Here is a 23,298-nt window from a genome sequence, read left to right as displayed (position 1 = left end):
GGCCGGCCCTGTCCGGCGATACTGGCGGGATGATCCCCTGACTGGCGAACCCACATTGAAGACGAAGCGCTGGCGTTGGCGTCGATTCTGGCTCTACCTGCTCGTGCCGGTGGTGGTCGTTGCGCTGATCGTCACTGCCTGGACCTGGTGGGCGGAGGAAAACCCCCAGAAGGAGCGCGAGCTGCGGGTGCAGTTGCACGAGGAGCTCCAGCAGCGATTCCCGGAGCACATGACGCTGCCCGAGAGCCGGCGCGGGTTCGTTCCGCGTACGGGGGACAGGGATGCGGACCGTCCGCCGGACGTGATTCTGATTCACGGGCTCGATGAACCGGGCGATATCTGGGACGACCTGGTGCCGGTGCTGGATGCCGCCGGCATCCATGCCTGGGAATTCCGTTACCCCAACGATCAGGCGGTGGACCGCAGCACTGATCTGCTTGCGGATTACTGGCGGGAGTTGCCGGCCGACCATGATGTGGTGCTGATTGGCCACAGCATGGGCGGGCTGGTCATTCGCGACTTCGTCTCGCGCTGGCGCCATCCCGCGGATGGCGATCCCGCCGTGGACGGTGCCCGCGTCCACGGCACGGTGCTGGTGGGAACACCGAACCACGGCTCCGAGTGGGCGCGGCTGAGGGTCTGGCTGGGGCTGCGGGAGTTTTTTGCCTCCATCCCTGATGACGACTTCTCGCTCTTTGCCAGCCTGCAGGAAGGCACGGGCGCTGCGAAAATCGATCTCCGGCCGGGCAGTGAATTCCTCACCGATCTCAATGCGCGCCCGTGGCCGGAGGAGGTGCCGGTGCGCATCATCGGCGGCGTCCTTGGCGGGCCGGATCCCGATGTCATCGGCGGCATCAGCAGCATTGCCGCGGAGCTGGATGCCGAGGATTGGCCACGGGATTTCGAGTCATGGTGGTTCGGCCTGGGCGAAGAGCTTGGCGACGGCGTCGTGCCCGTGGATTCCCTGTCGCTGGCGGGCGCGCCGCCGCCGGCCATGGTGTCCGCCTCGCACCGTGGCCTGCTCTCGCGCACCCTGATCTCCGATGAGGAGCCGCCCGCGATCCCCCTGATCATGGACCTGCTGGCCGAATGGCAGGTGGTGGAGGAGGAGGCGGACGGGTAACCGGTTGCGTCGACCTTACGGAGCCTCGCGGCCGAGCGAGTAGAACTCCGGGTTCGGCCGCATGGAGGCCATGTTGGCCAGTCGGTTGCTCATGGCGAAGAAGGCCGCCACTGCGCCGATATCCCAGATGTCGTCCTGGCTGAAGCCGTGCTCTTCCAGGCGCGCCCGGTCGCTGTCGTCGATTTCGCCGGAGCGCAGCGCAACCTTCATGGCGTAGTCGAGCATGGCGCGCTGGCGGGGAGAGATGTCCGCCTTGCGGTAGTTGATGGCCACCTGATCCGCCAGCAGTGGGTCCTTCGCCCGGATGCGGAGGATTGCGCCGTGAGCCACAACGCAGTATTGGCAGCTGTTGGCGCCGGAGGTGGCCACGACGATCATTTCGCGCTCCGCCTTGCTCAGACCGCTGTCCGACTCCATGAGCGCGTCGTGATAGGCGAAGAACGCCCGGAACTCGTCGGGCCGGTGTGCCAGGGCGAGAAACACGTTCGGCACGAACCCCGATTTCTCCTGGACCGCGAGTATGCGCTCGCGGATGTCCTCGGGCAGAGTGTTGATATCCGGTACCGGAAAACGGCTGACGGGCTGTTCGCTCATGTTGGGCTCCTGGTTGTCGATGGACCGCGGACGACCCATCATAGAACAACCATCTCATCAGCGCCGCCCTGGTGGCGGCATCAGCAAGCAGGAGCGGCTCATGCACGATGCGAACAGGGTGCTGGATTACTGGTTCGGCAATGAACCGGACGACGGGCGGCTTGCCGACCAGCGCGCGCCACTGTGGTGGTCCAAGAACGTGGACACGGATGCGGAGATCCGCGATCGGTTCGAGCCGCTGGTGCTTGCGGCGGAGCGTGGCGAGCTGGCCGACTGGGAAGCCACTCCGGAGGGTCGGCTGGCGTTGGTCATTCTCACCGACCAGTTCCCGCGCAACATCTACCGCGACACGGCGGACGCATTCCGCTTTGACAGTCTCGCCCGCCAGCACTGCCTCGACGGCATGCGCCTTGGGCAGGACCGGGGGCTGCGCCCGGTACAGCGGGTGTTCTGGTACATGCCGCTGGAGCACTCCGAGGCGCTGGACCACCAGGAGCAGAGCGTGGCGCTGTTCCGGGAACTGGCGCAGGAGGTGGATGCTCCGCTCACGTCGACTTTCGAGTATTTCCTGGATTTCGCCATCCGTCACCAGGAGATCATCCAGCGGTTCGGGCGCTTTCCCCACCGCAACTCTATCCTCGGACGACCCTCCACCGACGACGAACTGGCGTTTCTGCAACAGCCAGGATCGTCTTTCTGAACACGTCGTGTTTCATCCGTGCGACACATCGCGCCGACCCGGCTGCGGGGCTGCCCATCCGCGTCAGCCGGGTGACGCGCCGTGTCTGCTGCGAGCGTGTGAAAGTGGGTTCTGGCGGTGGTGTCCCGCGCCTGAAGCCGCGGTGTGATGCGGTTTTCCGGTGTGAATGCGAGTCTGGCGCAAGTCTTGCTGTAGCAAACAGGACGGCAGCAGGTGCCTGGCGACGGAGGTGCGGTCCATGAAGCGCAATCCCATGGACAGGTATGGCGACCCCGGTGGGTGGGGCGGCGGTGCAACGCCGGTGACCCCCGAGACGATTGTCCAGGACCGGTTTCGCTATCGTGAGACGGGCGGCGAGAGTTCCGTTTGCGCGCGGGAGGGGTTCGTGCCGGCGTTCCGGGACGAGGAAACCGGGGCAGTCTACCGCGCGTGTTTCCGCGACGGCCGGCCGGCGCCCATGCACCTGCTCGACGGGCTGCCCGACGATGTGGTTCTGAGCCGTGATGACCAGGGGCGGGCCATCGCGGTCAAGCCGTCGCTCACGTCCGGTTTTCTGCTGAGCGGCTGCTTCTACAGTCGCGCAGAGGCAGCCGCGGCCGTCATCACCTAGTTGGATGCCGTGAGCCTTAGATGCCGAGTTCCTTCTTGGCCTCTTCGAGCTTTTCCATGGCGCGATCGTGATCGCCTTCCTCGTGGTACTGCTCGCCTTCATCACGGAGCGCCTGCGCGCGTTCCAGAACGTCGGCCTCAATGTGGCTGTCCACGTCGTCCCCCTTCAGCACTTCGTCGACCTCCTCGATGAGGCCGGGGCAACCGTGGGCCATGACTGTGCCTGAGAACAGCGCGGCGAATGCTGCGGCAAGGGTGGCACGAAACATGGGCGTCTCCTCATCATGTCGTTGTCACGTCCTTTCAAGCTAGCATGTAACAGCGGTTTTGAAACCCTGGCACAGGCGCTGGAACGAACTGTCACGGAAATCGGGAGCCGTGATGCGCTAGCGTGGCAGGATGTTGGCCCGCTGGTGAGACAGGAGCGCCGGATCATGCCCATCGAGAACGAAATGCAGCATCTGCACCGTTGCGTTGAACTGGCCGCCGAGGCCCTGGATGCGGGGGATGAGCCGTTCGGCTCTGTGCTCGTGGACGCCGACGGTCGGGTGTTGATGGAGGATCGCAACCGCATCGCCGGTGGTGACAGCACCCGACACCCCGAGTTTGCCCTGGCGCGGTGGGCGGCCGAGAACCTGTCACCGGAGGAACGGGCGGCCGCCACGGTGTTCACTTCCGGCGAACACTGCCCAATGTGTGCCGCGGCGCACGCCTGGGTCGGGCTCGGGCGGATCGTCTACGTGAGCTCCTCCGCGCAATTGATGGAGTGGCTGTCCGAGCTGGGGGTGCCGGCGCCGCCGGTGCGGCCGTTGCCCGTCCAGTCGGTGGCGCCGGAGGTGATCGTCGAAGGGCCTGTCGCCGGATTGGCGGATGCGGTGCGGGACCTGCAGCGCCGCTATCACGGTGCGCATCAGACGTGAATCTGCCCCCTGCCGGACAGCCGGGATTTCCGGTAAACTGATGACCTTGAAATCAATTCAGCGACGATCATGATCACCGCGACCCGCAAACTTCTCTGCCATAACGCCTGTCTGTGGCATTACCAGTACCCCGAAGACATCAAGCCCATCCCCGGGCTTTAGGTTCCCGCACGCCTGAGTTTTTATCCGTCGATTCAGCGGCGCGCCTTCATGGCTGCGCCCCCTGTTGATGTGCGTGTGGAGGACACATGTGGACCCTGTATCGCGTCGAGCGGCGTCTGCTCGGCTGTTCCATGGCGGCGAGCTTCGGCCTCGCCGTGCTCGGTTTCGTCATTGCGGGCCTGTCCGGTTCGCAGGCGGTCTTTTTCGATGCCCTGTATTCCATTGCCGGCCTGGTGACCACCTGGGTGGGTCTGCTTGTTGTCGGGCGTGTTGGTCGCCACTCCGCGGCCTATCCCTTCGGGCAGTACGGTTTCGAGCCCCTGTATAACGTGGTCCAGGGACTGGTGCTGGCTGCCGTTTGCGCCATCGCCGCCTGGCAGGGGGTGGTGGCCCTGCTGTCGGGTGGTCGTGACGTGGAGCTTGGCCTGGCTCTCGTCTATTCCCTGGTCGCCATGGTGCTGGCGGTGTGGCTTGGCCGACTGCTTGCCCGTGCAAGCCGGCGGATCAACTCGCCCGTCATCCAGCTGGAAGCGGTGGCGTTCCGGCTCGACGCCTGGATGAGCGGCACGGTTGCGGTCGGTTTGCTGGGCGGCGTAGCGCTCAAGGCGGCAGGATATGAATCGCTTGCCGGTTACGTGGATCCGCTGCTGGTGCTGATCATCATGCTACTGGTGGTGTGGACGCCATTGCGGCTGGTGTACGACAACCTCCAGGAACTGCTCTCCCGGGCGCCGGAGCACGCGGTGGTGGAGGCGGTACAGCACCGTGTGGCCACGGCTGTCGGTTACGGCCCGTGGCGCCTGTCCGATACGCGGGTGACCAAGTACGGCCGTACCCTGTTCGTGACCGTCAGCGTCACGGTCCCGCGCAGTGTCGACGCGGTCTCGGTATCAGGCCTGGCGGAGCTGCGCCGGCGGATCCACCGCGGCGTGCGCGCCTACTGGCCCGGGGCGGAAGTGGAGATCGATCTGGGGGTGAGTTGAGTTCAGCCGTTGTCGTCCAGACGCTCCAGCATGTCATCCACGGCCCGGTCGAGCTGACGGTCACGGTCGGTGACCTCGTCGTCCGGGGTCTGCTGGACGACGATATCGGGCATGGCGCCGTTGTGCTCCATGTCCGTGCCGTCGGGCAGGTACCAGCCACGGTAGGGGCGGCGCACCGTGGCGCCGTCGATCAGCGCATGACGGCCCGTCGAGATGACGCCGCCGTAGGTCTGCTGGCCCACCAGAGTGCCCCGGTCCAGGGTTGAGAAAGCGTGGGCCAGGATTTCCGCGTTGGAGTAGCTTTTCTCGTTCGCCAGCATATTCACGGGCAGGGTATAGCGTGGCGCGTCCAGGCGGTCCTGGGGGTAGTGGCCCGTGGCCTGGTTGTCGGCGCCGGCCGGGACGGTGTAGGCATGCTCCTGGGTCATGATCGACGTGAGAATGCGGTCCGTGGTATGGCCGCCGCCGTTGTTGCGGACGTCGATGATCAGCCCTTCGCGGTCGTAGGCGGCGGCGTAGAGGTCGCCCTGAAACTCCTCCAGGGAGGTCTGGTTCATGGACTGGATGTGGATGTATCCCAGCCGCCCGTCGGACCGCTCTTCGACCCGCTCACGGCTGCGCTCGCGGAATGCGTCGTAGCGCAGAGTGGCCAGGTCGCTGTAGTCCACCGGCGTGACGAGCGTGCGGGCCGGGGAAGGGCGACGGCCGGAGGCCCGCTCGAAGGTGACGATCACTTCCTCGTCGATCCGGCCCCGTAGCCGGTAGAGCATGGTGTCGCGCCCGTGAAACGGCTCCAGGTCGATCTCGGTGATGATGTCACCCGGCTCCATGCGGACCGGGCCGCGGTCCGCCGGGCCCTCGGGGATGATGGAGAGCACGCGGTACCCGCGGCGTCCGTCGTCCAGCTCCACGGGCTCGTAGTCGATCCCCAGGCGCCCGGAAGGCTGTCGGCGGGCCGCGCCGGGGCCCGGGTTCGACAGCCCCATGTGGGATGCGGCCAGTTCGCCGAGCATGCGGTTGGTAATGTCGCTGAACTCGCTGGCGGTGCGTGTGCTGCGGATGAGCTGCTCGTAGTCGTCGACCACGGCGTCCCAGTCCAGACCCTTCATGTCCTGACGGTAGAAGTGTTCACCGATGACACGCGCGGTCTCGCGGAACTTCTGCAGTGCTTGCGCGCGCAGATCCACCCGGATGCGTGCGGAAATGTCGGGGCGGGTCACGGAGCCTCCGGTTACTGGTACGACGCCCACGCGGCCATCCGCGATATAGATGACCCGGTCGCCCGTGACGTTGAGGTGCTGCACATCGGCGCGGGGAGCGAGGCGCTTGCGGTCGCTGCCGTCCCAGTTCATGGATACCAGGCCTTGGCCGCTCTGATTGAACACGAAGCGGTCGCCGCCCGGCGTCATCTCGTTGTCGAACTGATGCCGGGGCAGGTCGGCCACCCGTTCGATGCGCCGCCACGCGCGGTCGAGATCCAGCGTGACCGGATCGACCTCGTCGGCCTCGTCGCGCTGGACCGGCAGAGGGCGGAGTTTGGCGGCCTCGCTGCGGGCGTCGCGGTAGTAGGTTGCCTGCTCGCGCCGGGTCTGGTTCTCCAGGGCCTGATCCAGATAGACCCGGTACAGGTTGTAGTGCTCGCCGGAGCGGTTGGAGATGAAACTGAGCTTGCGCCCGTCGGCGGACCACCGCGGGTTGCGGTCGTTGCGCGGATGCCGGGTGATGTTGACCGGCGCTTCCGACCCGTCTCGCGGCACGATGAAGATGTTGGCGCTGAAGTCGAGGTTGTTCTGGGAGTAGGCGATATGCCGACTGTCCGGTGACCAGCGCCAGTGGATGTTGCTGTCCCAGCCTTCCACCAGGCGGTTCGCCTTGCCGGTATCCAGATCCAGTACCATCAGACCGCCTCGTCCGCGCCGGAAGGCAAGCGCATCTCCATCCGGTGACGGGGACGCTTCCCGGTCGTTGTGTTCCGTCTGGATCACCGGACGAATGTAGAACTGCACTCCATCGTGCCAACGGGAGGGGTCCCGGTGGCGGGGGAGGTCGTCGGTGTCCTCGTCCGTGTCCAGTTCCGTCTCCGGAATGGCGTCGGAGTCTTCCGGGGCGGTATCTTCCGGCGGTTCAGGGAGCACTGCCGGGTCCGGTGGGTCGGTGGGTTCCGGCGGCAGACCGGGGTCCGCGGGCGCGAACGGGTCTTCCGGCTTCTCTGCGCGCTGCTCCTGGTCTGCGTCGTCATCGTCGCCCGGCCGGGCAGCGACCGCCATAATGCCGTTGTCCGGAGGCGTCGGTTCGGGATCGGCGTCCGGCGCATGTTCATCGGGCGTGTCCTCTGCCACCACGTCGGATGGCTGCGACAGGCCGCTGCGGATCTCCTCCCGGGTGAGTGCGACCCGCGCCTGGTAGATGGACTCCGTGCCGTCACTATCGTTGGTGAAGTACAGTCGAAGACCGTCGGGCGACCAGCTCAGATCCTTGTGGCGCGCATGGGTGCCGCGGGTTACGGGCCGTGTGGGGCTGTGCTCGTCGATGTGCCGGACGTAGACGCGCCCGTAGGCGATATAGGCCATGGTCCGACCGTCGGGGCTCAGCGCGGCTTCCGTGATCTCGCGGTCAATGCGCTTGAGTTCAAAGCGGTCGTGGCCGTCTTCGCCCGCGCGCAGCTCGATCGGGCTGGGCCGTGCGTCGTCTGCTGCAAGGTCGAGCGTATAGAGCGTATCCCAGACCTGCAGAACGGCGGTGGATCCGTCGCGGGAGACGTCGAAGTGCTGGACGTCCTGCCCGTTGAAGTGAGTCAGACGTTCGATGCTGTCGTCATCCAGGCGGAGGCGGTAGAGGTTGACCGTGTCATCGTCGCGGTCGGACATGAATACCAGGGTGCGATCGTCCGCCCAGCGCGCGTTGCCGTCGTCACCGTCGCGCTCGGTGAGCGGGCGGAAACTACCGTCGTCGTGGTCATGCAGCCACAGGTCCATCGCTTCCGGGCCGCGGTAGTGACGCCGGTTCCAGCCGTGATAGATCCCGCCGCGGGTGAATGCCGTGCGACGACCGTCCGGTGACAGGCGGGGTTCCGAGCCGAAGGCGTCGTGGAGTCGACGGTGATCGCCCCCTTCCGGTGACACCAGGTAGGGGCGTTCATCACGGTAGACATCCGCTTCCAGCAGCCCGGAGAACGTAATCACGGGGTTGCCATCGGCATCGCGGCCATAGCCCGGGTTGCGGAGGTGGCGATCACTGTGGGTGAGTTGCGATACCCGTGTTCCGTCACGGTGAACCCGCCAGAGATTCAGGTATCCGTCCCGAACCGATGTGAACGTGAGCCACTGGCCGTCCGGACCCCAGCTGGAGTGAAGGTCGTCCTGTTCGTGGCGTGTCAGGCGCCGGGCTTCACCCCCCGAAGCCGGTGCGCGCCACAGATCACCGCCCCAGGAGAAGGCGATGTGTCGTCCATCCGGGCTGATGGACGGAAACCGCGGAAGGTTCACGCCATCGTCCCCCGCCATGGTCGCGGGCGGCAGCAGCAGGCAACAGCTCAGCGTGGCAAACGCTAGATGGCGGAGGAAACGGTTCACGCAAGGCACCCGGATTGTTTATGCGTAACAACATAACAACCGCAAATTCAAAGACTCAACGACCGGCATCACAGTTTCGATATTCGGGGCCGGGACGGGGGACGACGACACTACCTTGTTGTATGTAACGTGTACTTAAGTTATACAGAGTGCTTGGCTGTGCTCCTCATCAATCGTCGATGCGAGACCAACAATGCCTGCTTTCCGCTCATTTGCCACCCTGCTTGCAGCCGCAACCCTCCTGTTGGGCTGTCAGTCGCGCCCGCCCATGGAAACTGTGGAGTACGTCGACCTGGAGCGGTACATGGGCGATTGGTACGTGATCGCGAACATTCCGACATTCCTCGAGCGCGGGGCGCACAACGCGGTGGAGCGCTATACCCTGAACGAGGATGGCACCATCGACACTGTGTTCACCTTCCGCGACGGCGGATTCGATGGCGACGAGAAGCGCTACAACCCGACCGGTTTTGTGCGCAGCGACGACAACGCCGAGTGGGGGATGCAGTTCATCTGGCCGATCAAGGCCGAGTTCCTGGTCATCTACCTGGACGACGACTACCAGCACACGGTGATCGGGCGGACGCGGCGTGACTACGTCTGGATCATGTCCCGCGAGCCGGAGATGCCGGAGGACGATCTCCAGCGCATCATCGCGTTCCTTGGTGAGCGCGGCTACGACACCGACGACATCCAGCGGGTCCCGCAGCGGTGGGGCGAGCCGTCGGAGGGATAACGGCGCGTGGCCTGAAAGCCGTTATAATTGGGGCAGTTCAGGACGATTCAGGTGAGCTGCCATGGCAGTCGGTTGGGCGAAAGACGGCGCGGTACAGGAGCAGATCGACAGCACCGTGGAAGAGTCGGTGGGGCGTGCGCGGCGGCAGCTCCCCACTGGCGAAAGCCTCTCGCACTGCGAAGCGTGCGATGCGGAAATCCCCCAGGGGAGGCGGGACGCCATTCCGGGCGTGCGACTGTGTGTTGCATGTCAGGAGGAGCGCGACCGGGAACAGACGGGGCAGGGCCACTACAACCGGCGCGGTAGCAAGGACAGCCAGCTGCGCTGACCCATCGGACTCAATCCCCGTCTTCATCGTTGTCATCGTCGTGGCCGCTCAGGGCCTGCTCCAGATCGACCTGCACGTCCAGGTCCGTGAGAGGGCCGTGGAGCTGTAGCGGGATGGTGACGCCCCGAAGTACTTCCAGCAGTTCCTCGCTCTCGGTCTCGAAAGCATCGATGATGGTGAGGTCGATGCGGTAATCCAGCTCCAGCTGCGCCAGGTCCAGGTCCCCCGACCCTCCGACGCTGAAGTAATCCGAACCGGCGCGTGCATCGGGGTTGGTTAGCACTCCGTCCGCCACGGCCAGCTCACCGGAGATGCGGTCGAACGGCGTTGTGGCGTCCCGTGTGAACGGTGCCTGATCGATGCCGCCCAGGGCGACGGGGACCGCGTCCTCGATCAGTCGTGTGAGGCTGAATCGGTTGATGCGCCCTTCGCGCAGCGCCAGTGTGCCTTCGGCGTCCAGGGAGTCGCGGATGTCCGGCCAGTGCATGCCGGTGAATGACCCGCTCCAGTACGTGTCCGTCTCCGCCTCAATGACGGCCCAGTCGAACAGGGCGTTCAGGGGAGGCGCCAGGGCCATGCCCTCGATACGCTGATCGAACCACACGGAATAGGGCTGTCCGTTCAGTGGTACGCTGAACGTGCCGTGATAGCTGCCCCCGTAGAGCGACGCTTCCAGTGGCTGGACGATCAGCTCGTCTCCTCGGGAGCGGACCACGCCCTCGATGGCGTCGAATTCGAGCCCGTTCGCCTTCAGGGTGTCCACCGTAACCGTTCCGTCCAGCCCCACCCCGGTGACCGCGTCGAGGATGAAGCGGCTGACGGCGCGTACCGTGTCCGGGTCGAAGCCTCTCGGCGTGTAGCGCTCGACATCGATGGTATCCAGGCCGGCTTCGAACTCCCAGAACGGCTCCGTACCGAGCCGCGCGTCCACAGTGGCGTCCAGTATGGAGTCATCGAGCTCCACGCGAAGGGCGTCCAGATTCAGGCGCTGCCGCTGCCACTGGAAGGCGCCCTCGGCGCTCAGTCGCTGCAGGGCACTGGGGTCCTCGGCGTCGGGGTCGTCGCCGATCAGCGTGTGCAGCCGGTCCCGAAGGGCTACGTCTAGAATGGTGAATGTCCCGAATGCCGTGAACCCGGCATCGCCCCAGGCGCCATCCATCCGTAACCCGGCCTCGAGGGCATCGGCGGTCAGCGTCAGGTCGGCAAGGGAGACGGCGTGGTCGTCAGGCGAGAACTCGATGTGGGCGGAGAGGTCGGCCGCCAGCGAGTCCGGACGCTCGGGGTCGGGCGTCCAGTCGAGCCGGAGGCCGGTGATCTCGACGGTCCGCGGGATGAGCGCATCGTCCAGGACCAGTCGCATGGCCAGGTCGCCGTCGATACGGTTGAATGGCGTCCCCTCGGCCTGCCATGTGGCATTGACGGACGTCTCGCTGCCGGCACCGAGCCGATCCACGTCGGTGTCGTGGAGGGTGAGCCGTTGCCGGATGTCTCCCTGATGGTCGGCATAGTCCACCGTCACCGTACCGATCCGGGTGTCACCGATACCGTCGAAGGCCAGCGGCGGATCCTCGTCCTGTTCGACCATGGCCTCGATGATCGGTGGCCAGTTCGCTTCGCCTTCGGGGTTGCGCTCCGGCCGAACCGTGATGCCATCGACGTGGATGACGCTCAGTGCGAGGTCACCGGCCAGGAGGGGTAACGGCCGGATGGCCGCGTGCAGCCCTGAGGCTTCGGCGAAGGGGGCGTCGGCGTATCCCTCCACGTTCGCGATGACGACGGAATCGACGGTGATGGTCGGGAGCGGTAGCAAGTCCACACGGATATTGCCTTGCAAGGCCACCGGGTGGCCGAGCGCTTCACTGGCGTGCCGGCTGATGGCGTCGCGGTGGTCGTTCGGGTCGACGAACCACCACGCAGCAATGATGACAAGGCCCACCAGAACCAGGAACGTCAGCAGAGACAGGGCGATTCTGCGCAGCATGGCGGGCATGATCGGGGTACCAGACCGGAGCGGGCGATCATGGTACCCGCTTTCGGGGATGGCGACGAACCCGCCTACAGGGCGGGTCGGTGGGGCATCTTCTGCCGGTACATGGCACGATCCGCCGTGTGGATGAGATCGTCGGCGCTGCTGGCGTCGCGGGGGTAGTAGGCAATACCAATGGAGGCCGTGACCGACAGGGTGAGGCCGCCGATCCGGACCGGCCTGGACACCACGCGCTGGACGTCCCGCTTCATGCGCATCGTGTCCCGCTCGTCCTCGATCCCTTCAAGGACGACCACGAACTCGTCGCCCCCGAGGCGGCCCACCGTCTCGTAATGACGAACGCAGCTTGCAATGCGCCGGGCGATGACCGCCAGAAGCTCGTCGCCGACCCGGTGACCGTGGCCGTCGTTCACGTTCTTGAAGTGGTTGAGGTCGATGAACAGCGCGGCGACCTTCTGCTGCTCCGGCGCGGCCCGGCGGATGGCCGCATCAAGGTGGTCGGCGAGCGCCGTGCGGTTCGGGAGGCCGGTCAGGGCGTCACGCTCGCGAACAACGGCAGGAGCATGCCGCTCCGGCGCCGGGGAGAGGAACAGCATGGCAGCCTGATTGCCTCTGGCGAAGGTACAACCACCGGAGATGACCGTCCGGTAGCGCTGGCCCTCATGATCAAGGATGTGGGTCTCGAAGTCCGCGACCTGTTGGTCAATAACCAGGTTTTCCAGAAGGCGGTCGGGGTCGCCGGGGCGTTCAAAGAAGGGGGCCAGGCTCTGACCCTCAAGACGACCGTCGGGCACGCCAAATAATGCGGCCGCGGCAGTGTTGCCGTAAAGACATCTCCAGTCGGCCACGCGGACCACCACAACCGGCATGGGGACCACGTCCACCATCCGTTGGTTGACCGCATCCTCGTGCATGTCCCGGGGCTCCGGCACTTGCTGCACCTTGACCGCAATGCCCGGGGAATTGCCTTCCAGTGCGGTGGGCATGAACTGGCAGGCGTAGGTGAGGGTGCGGCTTGCACCGACCATGTCCCGAATCAGAACGCGCACGATCTTCCCCGTGGTCAGAACCTGCTGGATACAACTCTCCATCTGCGGGGCCAGTGATGCGGGCAGACCGTGGGTGCTCCATGTCTCGCCGCCCAGTTTGGTGAGCCTCTGTCCCTCCAACTCCCTGGCGGGTGTGCCGCGAAGGCAGGTTCCCTCGCTGTCACAAATGTAGAGGTGTGCCTGCGGTTCGGGGCCACTGGTCGTCGGGGTGACGGCGTTCGTCAAAGTCATCAAGCGCGTTCTCCAGGCCCGGCCGGCACCTCGCTTGCCTTTGGGCAAGACCTGTCCTTGCGGCGGACGGACGTTGTTTTGTCACACGCCTCCCTGTGTGCTGTTGCCGGCGTTAATCCGGCTTTTGTCTCGATAAGTACGCCCCTCGTGGACAATCAGTTCCAAAATTCACCGAAACGCATCGAAACGCGGGTATTTCGTTTTTCCGGGGAACTGATTTGCTCGTCAGGGCGTAATTGCAGGTGAAAGGACGCAGGTGAGGATCAGCTGCGTTCTTGCCGTCGCGACGTCAGGGATGCCGTCGAGGGAGAACGCAATGGATCTGCCCACTCTGTGTTTTCGTCTTGAAGGTAAAGGAGAGCCCTGATGAAACCAGCAAAAGCAGTCGCCTTGAGTGCAGTCGTCAGTTCCGTAATGGTGCTGGGGCTGGGTGGTGTTGTCGCCGATGACGGTGGACCGGCCAATGGCTTCGACACCCACCTGTCCGAGAAGCCGGCTGACGGCTATCATGCCAACGACCTGATCGGGAATGCCGTGATGAGCACCACCGAGGACGAGGAGATCGGATCCATCAGCGATCTCATCATTGACCAGGATGGCAGCATCGTGGCCGTGGTCGTCGGTGTCGGCGGCTTCCTTGGCATTGGTGAGAAGGATGTCGCCCTGTCCTGGGACAGTGTGGAACTGGCACGGGATGCCGATGACGATGAGACGGTTTTCCGCGTTGACGCGGATGAGGACACTCTGGACAACGCCCCCGAGTACGAAGACGCGGGCACGTTCTGAGCATCACCGGGTAACGGCGTCGACGGATAAACGCCGCTGGTGAGAGATGGACCTCGGGCAGCGGGGGCGTACACGCCTCCGCTGTTTTCCGCTTATTTCTTGATGAGAAGCAGCAGCCCGCCGACGGAAGCCGCAGCGCCGCCGACGAGGTACCACATGGTGCTGTCCGTGAACCGCCCCGTGAACGTCTCGTGGACCTGTTCTCCAAGGGACTCGCTGGCCTGCCATCCGGTGAACAGCAGAATCACGCCTGCAACCAGCAGTACGACCCCGAGAATCTGGTTCGTTTTCATTATCTTGCTCTCCATTGCCGAATTCGTGGTGATGCGCGTATCCGCCCGTCATGGAACTCATAGCCGACGCGGGGCGTAATTTCTACTTTACTGGGTGTATCGGGAACGCCGATACGGGCTCTTGTTTCGTGAGCGCCGTTTCATCGTTTTCTGCGGGAAGCAGGAGGAAGAACCATCATGAAACGCTACATTATCGTTGCAGATGCTGCGCGCGCGCGGGTGCTCGTGCGGGATGGTCTGGATCCGGTTCGCGAAGTGGAGGAGCTGCGCCATCCCGAAGGCCGCATGCACCCCGGCGCCCTGGAAGACCGCGGCAAGGGCTAGACCCACGATCGGCCGCAAGCTGGCGATGTAGTGACGGCCCGGGGGAGAGCCCGGGATAAATCACGGACTGACCAAGGCTGCGGAATGCTCTGGGTTCTTGTGTTGCACATCGTTGCGCTGCTGTTCTGGTCAGCCGCGCTGCTCTATCTGCCTGCGCTGGTTGCCGCGGTGGACACCGGACATGCCGAAATCAGCGAATCGCCGCCGGACCACGCCTCGCTGGCGCGGTTCGTTCACACCCACGTGGCGACGCCGGCCGCACTCGTGGCGATCATGTCCGGGACACTGGTCTTCCTGCTCGATCAGACGGTGGAGGTCTGGCTCATGGCCAAGCTGACGCTGGTGACGGGCATGGTGATCTGTCACGCCTTTACCGGGTTGCTCATCCTCCGCGCCGAGCGGGGTGCAGTCGCGCGCACCGGCCTGTGGGCGTGGCTTCTGGCAGTCACGTTGTGTCTGCTGATGGCGGGAATCGTGTGGCTGGTGCTGGCGAAGCCCACGCTGGAGGGCACTCCTTGGGCGCTGTGAGAAGCCAGGCCGGGAGAGGAGCGTCAGGCCCTGGCCTGCGCGTGCTTCTCTGCCGCTTCGTCCACGTCGACGCCAACCGCGTACTCGTACACGAGTTGTCCGCCAAGAAATCCGGCCGCACTGACCAGCGCGGCCGTGAGCAGGGACAGGTACGCCCCCCACGGCAGGATGTACGCGGCCGGGTCGCCGAAACGAAGCAGCCAGTTGAGCGACGCCAGCGAGAGCAGCATCACGGCGATCACGGCGTGAGACCAGGCCGTGATCAAGCGGCGTATGCGCGCCACGGTGACCAGATCCACCAGGCCGGCCAACCCGGAAATCCAGCCCCCCAGCGCGCCGACTCCGGCCAGCCACAGGCCCGCTCGCGCCCAGAAGAAGTCGCCTGTCAGAAAGTAGGCGAAGTCGGTGCCCACCAGCATGAGCAGCGCGGCCACCGGGAAGTGAATCAGCACCGGATGCAGGGGGTGCCCACGGAAAGACATGCGACTGATGATCGGTCCCTGGCTCATCAATTCACTCCGGCACGGTCGGCGAGCGCGGTGGATGGGCGCGTACTGGCAGGAAGGGTAGCCCTATTTGGCCTGATGTTCATCCCCATGCTGCTTTCCGGATGCGGCGGACCGCTGTCCACGCTGGATCCGGCCGGCCCGGCCGCTGCGTCTGCCGCCTGGCTGTGGTGGGCGATGTTCGCCTTCGCGACCGTGGTGCTGATCGTTGTCGTGGCGCTGTGGCTCTATGCCATGCGCCGGGATCCGGGTGATGTGACCGACGAGAGCGCGCAGCGGGTGCAGAACCGCTGGATCGTCGGCGGAGGCTTCGTGCTGCCGTTGGTGAGTATCACCGCGCTGCTCGCGTTCGGCATCCCGGCGGGTCACAACATGATGCCCCTGGCCTCGGACGAGGACGTGCTCCGTATCGACGTCACCGCACACCGCTGGTGGTGGGAAGTCAGCTATCCCGAGGAGGGCATCGCGCTCAACAATGAGTTGCACATTCCGGTCGGCGTTCCGGTGCACGTCCACGTCACCAGCGAGGACGTGATCCACTCGTTCTGGGTGCCGCGGCTTGCCGGCAAGCTCGACGCGATCCCCGGGCGCACCAACGTGCTCCGTCTCCAGGCTGATGAGACGGGCATCTTCCAGGGCAAGTGCGCGGAGTTCTGTGGTGCCGGACACGCCCACATGGATTTCACCGTGGAAGCCCATCCGCAGGACGACTTCGACGACTGGCTGGAGGAGGCATTGCAGAGCAATGACTGAGGCCGGCACGGAGGAACGGCAGGCACTGCATCAGCGCCTTGAACGGGTCTGGGCGAACCCCCCGGGCTGGCGTTCCCTGGCGGCGGTCAACCACACCACCATCGGTCTGCGATTCATGGCGACTGGTGTTGTCTTCTTTCTCATTGCTGGCGTCATGGCGATGCTGGTGCGCACCCAGCTCGCCCTGCCGGCGCAGGACATCATCAGCCCGGACGTGTACAACCAGCTGTTCACCATGCACGGCACGGTGATGATGTTCCTGTTCGCCATTCCCGTGCTCGAGGGCATGGCGCTGTACATGATCCCCAAGCTCATCGGCGCCAGGGACCTCGTGTTCCCGCGCATCAGCTCGCTGGGCTATTACTGCTACCTGTTCGGCGGGTTGATCATCCTCTCCAGCATGGTGCTGGGCATGGCGCCGGATTCCGGGTGGTTCATGTACACGCCACTGAGCAGCGCCGAGTACGCCCCCGGTCCGGGCTCGGATTTCTGGCTGCTGGGCATCACCTTTGTCGAGATCTCCGCCATGGCCGCAGGTATCGAGCTGACGGTCTCCATTCTGCGCAGCCGCGCCAACGGGATGTCGCTGCGCCGCATGCCGATCTTCTGCTGGTACATCCTCGCCATGGCGCTGATGATCGTGTTCGGGTTCCCGCCGCTGATTCTTGCCAGCGTGCTGCTGGAGCTGGAGCGTGCCGTCGGCATGCCGTTCTTCGAGGTCGCCGGGGGCGGAGACCCGATCCTGTGGCAGCATCTGTTCTGGCTCTTCGGTCACCCGGAGGTCTACATCATCTTTCTGCCTGCCGCGGGCATCGTCTCCACGCTGATCCCGGTTTTCGCGCAGCGACCGATCGTCGGGTACCGATGGCTTGTGCTCGCCATCATTCTCACCGGTTTCATCAGCTTCGGGCTGTGGGTGCATCACATGTTCACCATCGGCATCCCGAAGCTGGCGCAGGCGTTCTTCTCCGTGGCGAGCATGCTCGTGGCCGTGCCCACGGCGATCCAGGTGTTCGCCTGGCTGGCCACGTTGTGGACGGGACGGGTGGTGTACAGCCTGCCCATGCTCTGGATCATCGGCTTTCTGGTGGTGTTCGTGTGCGGCGGGCTGACCGGCGTCATGCTGGCGCTCGTGCCGTTCAACTGGCAGGTGCACGACACCCACTTCGTGGTCGCCCATCTGCACTACGTGCTCGTGGGCGGCATGCTGTTCCCGCTGATTGCCGGGTTCTACTACTGGCTGCCGCACCTCTCCGGGCGCATGCCGACGCGGGTGCTTGGCAACTGGGGGTTCTGGCTCACGTTCATCGGCTTCAACGTCACCTTCCTGCTCATGCACCTCACCGGCCTGCTCGGCATGCCACGGCGGGTGTACACCTACGAGCCCGGTCTGGGCTGGGACTGGCTCAACCTGCTGTCGTCCGTGGGCGGGTTCATCATGGCGGCGGGGATCGCCATGATCATTCTGGACATCGCCCTGCATTTCCGTTTCGGGCGCCCGGCGCCCCGGAACCCGTGGGGCGCAGATACGCTGGAGTGGGCGACGGGGACGCCGCCAGTGTCGTACAACTTCGCAAGCCTCCCGGATCTGCGCACCCGGCATCCGCTATGGGAATCGCCGGAACTGCCCGACACCATTGCGTCCGGGGAGCACGGGCTCACTGACGTTTCGCACGGCAGGCGTGAGATCTACGGCTCCGACGCCATTACCGGCAAGGTCAGGCACGTGATACACCTGCCTGGGAACTCCTGGTGGCCGCTTTTCGCTGCCATGGGCCTGGCCCTGGTGTGCGTCAGTCTGCTGGTCCGCGTGTACCCGCTGGCACTGGTGGGTGTTGTCTCGGCGCTGGTCTTTCTGCTGCGCTGGAGCTGGGAGAACGGTGCCCACCCCAGCGCCGCCCTGCTGGTTCATGGCGAGTCTCACGACCCGCCCCTACACTCGCGCACTACCGATGGCCCCGGGTTGTGGGGGATGGTGGTGACGCTGATGGCCAACGGCACGTTCTACCTGTCCCTGATCTTCGGCTGGCTGTATCTCTGGACGGCCTCGCCAGGATGGTCGGTCCCCGAGGGCGAACAGATCGCGCTGTGGCTGGTGATTGCCAGTGGGCTGGCGCTTACGGCCGCCTGGATGGATTTCGAGGGTGCTGTCAGAGCGCTGCGGCGTGGTGTCGATCAGGGCCTGCAGCGCCGGTTCTGGCGGGCGGGCCTTCTGGGGGGCGGGCATGTGGCGCTGCTGTTGTGGGCGCTCCGGGATGCGTCGCTGGCGCCCACGGCGCTGGCCCATGACGCCGTGCTTCTGGTCATGCTGGTCTACGTGCTCGGTCACGGTGGTCTTGCCGCATTGTTGACGGTGTTGCAGGCGGTCCGGGTCGGCAAAGGCTACGTGGGGCGCCATGTCCCGTACGAGCCCGTGGTGGTGCGGCCGTTCTGGGTCTACACCGTCGGGATATTCTGGCTCAGCGTGGCGGTGTTTCTGCTACTGCCCATGGCGTGGGGGACTCCGGCATGATCCCCGGCTGGACGCATCCCGTGCATCTGTTCGCTGGCCTGGTGATCTGGAGCCTCTGGTTCGTTGCCCTTTACGGCGGTTTGTCGGTGGGCTGTGCCGTGGCTCCGCCGGCGGCCGAGCAGGGCGCACTGACGTGGCTCAATGGCGGGCTCCTGATGCTGACGCTCGTGGTGACGGCGCTGCTCGCTTACGCGGCATGGCGTTGCTGGCGACTCGCCCCGGCGGGTGATGCGCAGCGTTTCGTGCTACGGGTTGCCGTGGGCGTCTATTTGGTTTCTGCGGGCTCGACCCTGGCCGTGGGCCTGCCGGTCATCGTCTATCCGCCATGCGTGTAGCCTCTGTCGGTATCGGTTGTGGCTTGCTGTTATGGAGTGCCGGCGTGCTGGCACACAATCCGGTAACAAGCACCGGTCATGAGCAGATGGCGGGGTTGCTTGGCGTCGCACTGTTGGCGCTCTTCTGGGGGGCTTACCTGTTCGGTTCGCTGCGGCGCCGGCCGGGAGGTGTTCACGGCGCTCTGTTTCACGCCACCGCGCTTGTCTGCGCACTGGCCCTGTTCGGGCCGCTGGACGACTGGGCGAAGACGAGCACGGCCGCGCACATGGTCCAGCACATGCTGTTGATGGTGGTCGTTGCACCGCTATGGGTCCTGAGCCGGCCGCTGCAGCAGCTTGCAGCGGGGGCGGGCAGGCTGTTCACGGTTCCATGGAACATCACGCTCCCCCTGGTGCAGCGGCCCATGACGGCGGCCTACCTTCACGCCGCCGCGATCTGGTTCTGGCATACCCCGCACTTCTACATGGTGGCGGTGGAGAACCCGTGGTGGCATGCGCTGGAACATGCGTGCTTTCTGGTGACTGCGGGGCTGTTCTGGTGGGCAGTGCTCAAGAGCAGCGCGGTGCGGGCGCCATTGGCGTTGCTGGCGGTGTTGTTCACGCTGATGCATACCGGCTTCCTGGGGGCCATCCTCACCTTTGCCGATGCCCCCATGTACGGCGAGGCCCGGGGAATGGCCGATCAACAGCTGGCGGGGCTGATCATGTGGGTGCTGGGCGGCGTGCCGTATCTCCTTGCTTCGGGCTGGATCGCGCATCGCTGGTATCGTCAGCTGCAGCGCCGGATGGACCTGCAAGGGTAGTGGCCAGCGCGGCGATCAGTTTGACGATGGCGTCCAGCTTGCCAAGCTCGTTCGTCAGGCGCCCCAACGGCTCGGTGATTCTGGGTAGTGCACGCAGTGCAGGCATTCCCCGGGCGACGAGCATGCCGCCGAGAAAGGCGGGGATCAGGACGGCCGGGTGGCGTAGCGCAGCGTGAGCCCGCGCCTTATGGGTGCGGATGGCCGGCGCCCGTGCCATGACGGCGTCCCGTTGCTCTGCGACCCTGTGCTCCAGCGAGGACACGGCGCTACTCCTGTTGACCCATGGTGCGGGAGGCGTCGTCAAGCAGGGTGCGCACCGCAAGCCGCGTCTCCGGAAATGCCAGCCGGCGGGCCAGCCGTTTCAGCACCAGGAGCAGTGCTCCGGCGCACAGGAGGTTGATCAGCGATGCGGCGGCAACGCTCAGCGTCACCCCGAGGCGGGTGTATTCGTAAAGGCCTGCGGCAACAACAAGCGTCACCGAAAGCCACACACCCACCAGCACCAGCGCGAGCACGACCCCGAGCACGACCATCATCACGACGGTCTTGACCACCAGGCGCGTTTCCAGGCCGAGTAGCCGGGCGGTGTCCCGAACGGAGGCGCCGATCAGGGCAAACAGGGTCGCCATGTCGGCGAAGCCGCCACTCTCCGTGCCTGGATCGCTGAAGGACTGTTCCGGTTCGCCCTCCTGCCGGTTGCTCCGGGTCGCGTCACCCGTTTCGGCGTCCTGCATGCCGCGCGTTACCGGCGACGCGTCAGCGACGAGTACAGGGCGCCCGCCACAAAGGCGATGCCGATGGACATCAACGGGTTCTCGCGAACGTAGGTATTCACGCGGTCGAGCACATCATCGGCGCGCTGCCGGCCGTGTGCCGCGGCCTCACGAACCCGCTCATCGGCGTGCGATGCGTGCTCCCGGGCGTATTCTTCCGCCCTGGCTGCAGACTCGGCGGCCTTGTCCACCGCTTCATGGGCCTTGCCTGCCACTTGATCGGTCGTCTGGTGTCCGCTCTCTTTCGTCGCCATGGTCGTCTCCTCCGTGTCACTTCAGGGACGGGTTTCGGATCCCGTCAGGTGTGATGGCGCTCGTCGCCAATGGTTTCGCTGAGTATCTCCCGGTCGACATCGTCGGGTCGTATGGTGGTGTAGAGCCTGCTCTTGACGTGTTTGCCGAGGGTAACGAGAAATGCGGTCAGCGGGACAGCGAGAATCATGCCGACCACGCCGCCCAGGGCGGTTCCCCAGAACAGGATCGAGATCACCACCAGCGCGGGGTGCAGGCCCGAGCGGTCGGCCATGATCTTGGGCGTGAGCAGGATACTCTCCACCAGCTGGGTGAACGCGATGACCGCCAGCACCAGCATGACGAGCTGGGCTCCGCCGTCCGGCTGGAAATAGGCGACGGGCAGCACCGTCACTACACCGACGATGAAACCCAGGTAAGGCACGATGTTCAGCAGGCCCAGCGCGAGGCCGAAGTAGATCGCTGCCTCCAGGCCCACGAACGTGAAGCCGATCGCCATCATTACGCCCATGATCAGCGCGATGGTGAGCTGTCCGCGGAAGAAGGCGGTGATGTAGTCGATGAACAGCTGCCCCAGGTAGAGCACCTCGTTCTGGGTCTTCTGCGTGAACAGGAACAGCATGCTCTTGGCGTAATCCTTGATGCGACTGCCGGAGAGCAGCGCAAAGAACAGATACAGGGGGACGAAACCGAGCCCCACCAGGAAGCCGATGTACGCCATGGTGCGATCTGCGGCTTCTTCCGCATTCGGCAGAATCGACTGGATCTCCATCTCGGTGATGGCGTCCTCCAGCATCGGCAGCGCCTTCGGGAACCGAGCCGACAGGCTGTCATGGCCGCGCTCGGCCATCTCCGGCACTGACTGGAAGAACTGGCTGCCCTGATTCACGGCGGCCGGCAGAACCAGAACCATCACCGTGATAAACAGCCCGAACAGAAGCAGGAACAGCGAGACGACCGCACTCAGGCGGTTCATGCGAAACAGGCGCTCGAACAGCTCCACGATCGGGAAAAGGACCAGTGCGAGCACGCCGGCGATCGCGAGGGGGAAAACCAGCGCATGCAGGGCGCCGATGATCTGGCCGAGCACCCAGATGACGAACACGATCGTGCAGATCAGGGTGACGGCGCTCAGGGCGACGATGGTATAGCGGAGTAGCCGTTGCTCCCCGGGTGCGAAGTCGATGTACGTGCTCTTCTCCGAGCTCATGGGATTCCCTTTACCCTTGCCATGCATGACATACGCTCGCCGCGGCACTTCTGATCCATCGGAAGTTCATTCATTCGAGGATCGCGGGGGACGCGGGCCTCCGGGATCGGACGGCTCGGTTCCGTCGCGCGCCGCCGTCGTCAGAAAGTGTACATGGTGGCGCAGGGTTTCGCTCATCAGGGCAGGTTTCCGGCGAACCACTCCAGCGCCCAGAGGCTGGCCATGCCGATACCGAGGGTTGCCAGCACGCTGCGGGTGCTCCAGGCGACCGCCGCGGCGATCAGTCCGGCTAGCAATCGGGTGTTGTCCAGGCTGAACCCGGGTGCCGGGCCGCCGTGGACGATGGCAGGTACGACAATGGCGGCGATGACCGCAGCGGGCACGTAGCGCAACGTGCGTGCCAGCCAGTCAGGCATGCTGCCCTGGCCCAGGAGCTGCAGGCCGGAGAAACGGAGCAGGAACGTGCCCAGGCCGATGATGACGATCATGCTCCAGATGGCGAAGGCGCTCATGGCGAACTCCTGCGTCGGTGGAGCGCGAGTTCGGCGCTGACCCCCGTGGCGACACCGGCAATGGCCCCGATGGTCAGGCCGAGATGGTAGGGCGCGTCGTGGGCCGCAAGGGCGACGCCACCGCCCGTGAGCGCCGCTGCGGCGCTGGGGCGGTCACGGATGACCGGCACCAGTAGCACCAGGAAGACCAGGGGCAGCGCGAACCCGATCTGCCACCCTGGCGGCACGGCAGCCCCGAGCCAGATCCCGGCCGCCGTTGCCAGCAGCCACAGTACCCACAGCGGAAATGCCGTGCCCATGTAGAACCACTGGCGATGCTGACCCACGCCTGCGTGCATGAAGTGGGTAATGGATACGGCATAGGCCTGGTCTGTGAGCAGATAGGCTATGGCCGCCTTCCAGCGCGTGGACAGATGGCCGAGATACGGGGCGAGCGATGCGCTGTACATGACCATGCGCAGATTGATAATCAGGCCCGTGAGCACGATGATCAGCGGCAGCGCACCATCGCCGATCAGTTGCGCGATCACGAGCTGGGCCGCGCCGGCGAAGATGATGAGCGACATGCCCATGCTCATGAGGGGGGCCAGGCCCGCCTCGGTCGCGGCGATCCCGGTGGTCATGCCGAACGGCACCACGCCCGGGAGCATCGGCGCGATCGCTCTCAGACCATTCTTGAATACCTGCTGCGCCGCCTGCTCGTTTGCCATGACTTGC

At 65.1% G+C, this 23,298-nt stretch carries 26 protein-coding genes; 14 read left to right on the top strand and 12 right to left on the bottom strand.

What is annotated here, in order from left to right; genetic code table 11:
- The first annotated feature begins 55 nt into the window (after positions 1 to 55).
- Positions 56 to 1,123 (top strand): esterase/lipase family protein, encoded by a 1,068-nt coding sequence (locus ACNSTU_RS03800; RefSeq protein ID WP_290631093.1) that lies wholly within the window; start codon positions 56 to 58, stop codon positions 1,121 to 1,123.
- 15 nt (positions 1,124 to 1,138) lie between these two features.
- Here ACNSTU_RS03800 and ACNSTU_RS03795 read toward each other — a convergent pair whose 3' ends face one another.
- On the bottom strand, positions 1,139 to 1,717 hold the full coding sequence (locus ACNSTU_RS03795; RefSeq protein ID WP_290631095.1) for a peroxidase-related enzyme: 579 nt from the start codon (positions 1,715 to 1,717) through the stop codon (positions 1,139 to 1,141).
- 100 nt (positions 1,718 to 1,817) lie between these two features.
- On the opposite strand from ACNSTU_RS03795, the gene ACNSTU_RS03790 reads away from it, so the two are divergent.
- Together ACNSTU_RS03790 and ACNSTU_RS03785 are read left to right on the top strand one after the other, a co-directional pair.
- The gene (locus ACNSTU_RS03790; protein ID WP_290631097.1) at positions 1,818 to 2,417 is read left to right on the top strand and encodes a DUF924 family protein; all 600 of its coding nucleotides are present in this window, start codon (positions 1,818 to 1,820) and stop codon (positions 2,415 to 2,417) included.
- Between the two features lie 238 nt (positions 2,418 to 2,655).
- Positions 2,656 to 3,027, top strand: coding sequence for a hypothetical protein (locus ACNSTU_RS03785; protein WP_290631099.1), 372 nt, complete (start codon positions 2,656 to 2,658; stop codon positions 3,025 to 3,027).
- A gap of 16 nt (positions 3,028 to 3,043) precedes the next feature.
- Here ACNSTU_RS03785 and ACNSTU_RS03780 read toward each other — a convergent pair whose 3' ends face one another.
- Positions 3,044 to 3,295 (bottom strand): hypothetical protein, encoded by a 252-nt coding sequence (locus tag ACNSTU_RS03780; RefSeq protein ID WP_290631101.1) that lies wholly within the window; start codon positions 3,293 to 3,295, stop codon positions 3,044 to 3,046.
- A gap of 165 nt (positions 3,296 to 3,460) precedes the next feature.
- Between ACNSTU_RS03780 and ACNSTU_RS03775 the strand changes: the two genes are divergently transcribed.
- Both ACNSTU_RS03775 and ACNSTU_RS03770 read left to right on the top strand, forming a co-directional pair.
- On the top strand, positions 3,461 to 3,946 hold the full coding sequence (locus ACNSTU_RS03775; protein WP_290631103.1) for a nucleoside deaminase: 486 nt from the start codon (positions 3,461 to 3,463) through the stop codon (positions 3,944 to 3,946).
- Positions 3,947 to 4,194: 248 nt separating this feature from the next.
- Positions 4,195 to 5,091: a cation diffusion facilitator family transporter gene (locus tag ACNSTU_RS03770; RefSeq protein ID WP_290631105.1), complete on the top strand. Its 897-nt coding sequence runs from the start codon at positions 4,195 to 4,197 to the stop codon at positions 5,089 to 5,091.
- Positions 5,092 to 5,093: 2 nt separating this feature from the next.
- Here the strand turns inward: ACNSTU_RS03770 and ACNSTU_RS03765 are convergent, their stop codons facing one another.
- Positions 5,094 to 8,663 (bottom strand): S41 family peptidase, encoded by a 3,570-nt coding sequence (locus tag ACNSTU_RS03765; protein ID WP_290637119.1) that lies wholly within the window; start codon positions 8,661 to 8,663, stop codon positions 5,094 to 5,096.
- A gap of 193 nt (positions 8,664 to 8,856) precedes the next feature.
- Between ACNSTU_RS03765 and ACNSTU_RS03760 the strand changes: the two genes are divergently transcribed.
- Both ACNSTU_RS03760 and ACNSTU_RS03755 read left to right on the top strand, forming a co-directional pair.
- Positions 8,857 to 9,399 (top strand): lipocalin family protein, encoded by a 543-nt coding sequence (locus ACNSTU_RS03760; protein WP_290631109.1) that lies wholly within the window; start codon positions 8,857 to 8,859, stop codon positions 9,397 to 9,399.
- Between the two features lie 61 nt (positions 9,400 to 9,460).
- Positions 9,461 to 9,727 (top strand): DksA/TraR family C4-type zinc finger protein, encoded by a 267-nt coding sequence (locus ACNSTU_RS03755; protein ID WP_418212101.1) that lies wholly within the window; start codon positions 9,461 to 9,463, stop codon positions 9,725 to 9,727.
- 10 nt (positions 9,728 to 9,737) lie between these two features.
- Here ACNSTU_RS03755 and ACNSTU_RS03750 read toward each other — a convergent pair whose 3' ends face one another.
- The gene (locus ACNSTU_RS03750) at positions 9,738 to 11,708 is read right to left on the bottom strand and encodes an AsmA family protein (protein ID WP_290637121.1); all 1,971 of its coding nucleotides are present in this window, start codon (positions 11,706 to 11,708) and stop codon (positions 9,738 to 9,740) included.
- Between the two features lie 74 nt (positions 11,709 to 11,782).
- A complete protein-coding gene (locus tag ACNSTU_RS03745; protein ID WP_290631115.1) occupies positions 11,783 to 12,994 on the bottom strand; it encodes a sensor domain-containing diguanylate cyclase in 1,212 nt (403 codons plus the stop codon).
- Positions 12,995 to 13,360: 366 nt separating this feature from the next.
- Between ACNSTU_RS03745 and ACNSTU_RS03740 the strand changes: the two genes are divergently transcribed.
- The gene (locus ACNSTU_RS03740) at positions 13,361 to 13,780 is read left to right on the top strand and encodes a PRC-barrel domain-containing protein (RefSeq protein ID WP_290631117.1); all 420 of its coding nucleotides are present in this window, start codon (positions 13,361 to 13,363) and stop codon (positions 13,778 to 13,780) included.
- 92 nt (positions 13,781 to 13,872) lie between these two features.
- On the opposite strand, the gene ACNSTU_RS03735 is transcribed toward ACNSTU_RS03740, so the two are convergent.
- Positions 13,873 to 14,073 (bottom strand): DUF3185 family protein, encoded by a 201-nt coding sequence (locus ACNSTU_RS03735; RefSeq protein WP_290631119.1) that lies wholly within the window; start codon positions 14,071 to 14,073, stop codon positions 13,873 to 13,875.
- A gap of 177 nt (positions 14,074 to 14,250) precedes the next feature.
- Between ACNSTU_RS03735 and ACNSTU_RS03730 the strand changes: the two genes are divergently transcribed.
- Both ACNSTU_RS03730 and ACNSTU_RS03725 read left to right on the top strand, forming a co-directional pair.
- Complete coding sequence (locus tag ACNSTU_RS03730) at positions 14,251 to 14,397, top strand: hypothetical protein (protein WP_418212100.1); 147 nt, start codon at positions 14,251 to 14,253, stop codon at positions 14,395 to 14,397.
- A gap of 84 nt (positions 14,398 to 14,481) precedes the next feature.
- Entirely contained in the window at positions 14,482 to 14,925 is a 444-nt protein-coding gene (locus tag ACNSTU_RS03725; protein WP_290631123.1) for a CopD family protein, read from the top strand.
- 23 nt (positions 14,926 to 14,948) lie between these two features.
- On the opposite strand, the gene ACNSTU_RS03720 is transcribed toward ACNSTU_RS03725, so the two are convergent.
- Positions 14,949 to 15,434: a DUF2231 domain-containing protein gene (locus ACNSTU_RS03720; RefSeq protein ID WP_290631125.1), complete on the bottom strand. Its 486-nt coding sequence runs from the start codon at positions 15,432 to 15,434 to the stop codon at positions 14,949 to 14,951.
- Positions 15,435 to 15,521: 87 nt separating this feature from the next.
- Between ACNSTU_RS03720 and coxB the strand changes: the two genes are divergently transcribed.
- From coxB to ACNSTU_RS03700, 4 genes are read left to right on the top strand one after another with little or no spacing between them, the layout of a single operon-like run.
- Positions 15,522 to 16,184 carry a cytochrome c oxidase subunit II gene (coxB, locus tag ACNSTU_RS03715; protein ID WP_290631127.1) on the top strand — a complete coding sequence of 221 codons (663 nt, stop codon included), beginning with the start codon at positions 15,522 to 15,524 and terminating at the stop codon, positions 16,182 to 16,184.
- Positions 16,177 to 18,696, top strand: coding sequence for a cytochrome c oxidase subunit I (gene ctaD, locus ACNSTU_RS03710; RefSeq protein WP_290631129.1), 2,520 nt, complete (start codon positions 16,177 to 16,179; stop codon positions 18,694 to 18,696). The genes coxB and ctaD overlap by 8 nt, the downstream gene beginning before the upstream one ends.
- Positions 18,697 to 18,716: 20 nt before the next feature.
- Positions 18,717 to 19,031 (top strand): hypothetical protein, encoded by a 315-nt coding sequence (locus ACNSTU_RS03705; RefSeq protein WP_290631131.1) that lies wholly within the window; start codon positions 18,717 to 18,719, stop codon positions 19,029 to 19,031.
- A gap of 44 nt (positions 19,032 to 19,075) precedes the next feature.
- Entirely contained in the window at positions 19,076 to 19,834 is a 759-nt protein-coding gene (locus ACNSTU_RS03700; RefSeq protein ID WP_290631133.1) for a cytochrome c oxidase assembly protein, read from the top strand.
- A 266-nt stretch (positions 19,835 to 20,100) separates the two neighbouring features.
- Here the strand turns inward: ACNSTU_RS03700 and ACNSTU_RS03695 are convergent, their stop codons facing one another.
- The 5 genes from ACNSTU_RS03695 to ACNSTU_RS03675 form a co-directional block, all read right to left on the bottom strand.
- Positions 20,101 to 20,568 carry a hypothetical protein gene (locus ACNSTU_RS03695; protein WP_418212099.1) on the bottom strand — a complete coding sequence of 156 codons (468 nt, stop codon included), beginning with the start codon at positions 20,566 to 20,568 and terminating at the stop codon, positions 20,101 to 20,103.
- A gap of 8 nt (positions 20,569 to 20,576) precedes the next feature.
- Complete coding sequence (locus tag ACNSTU_RS03690; protein WP_290631137.1) at positions 20,577 to 20,861, bottom strand: DUF883 family protein; 285 nt, start codon at positions 20,859 to 20,861, stop codon at positions 20,577 to 20,579.
- 44 nt (positions 20,862 to 20,905) lie between these two features.
- Positions 20,906 to 22,069, bottom strand: a complete 1,164-nt coding sequence (locus ACNSTU_RS03685) for an AI-2E family transporter (protein WP_290631139.1) — start codon at positions 22,067 to 22,069, stop codon at positions 20,906 to 20,908.
- 176 nt (positions 22,070 to 22,245) lie between these two features.
- A complete protein-coding gene (locus ACNSTU_RS03680) occupies positions 22,246 to 22,581 on the bottom strand; it encodes an AzlD domain-containing protein (protein ID WP_290631141.1) in 336 nt (111 codons plus the stop codon).
- Positions 22,578 to 23,291, bottom strand: a complete 714-nt coding sequence (locus ACNSTU_RS03675; RefSeq protein WP_290637125.1) for an AzlC family ABC transporter permease — start codon at positions 23,289 to 23,291, stop codon at positions 22,578 to 22,580. Before ACNSTU_RS03675 ends, ACNSTU_RS03680 begins: the two co-directional genes overlap by 4 nt.
- Positions 23,292 to 23,298 lie beyond the last annotated feature (7 nt).

The sequence above is a fragment of the Aquisalimonas sp. APHAB1-3 genome, from assembly GCF_048323695.1.
Lineage (GTDB): Bacteria > Pseudomonadota > Gammaproteobacteria > Nitrococcales > Aquisalimonadaceae > Aquisalimonas.
The sequence above is the reverse complement of the archived record's forward strand: the minus strand, read 5'-3'. Positions and strand labels throughout refer to the sequence as shown.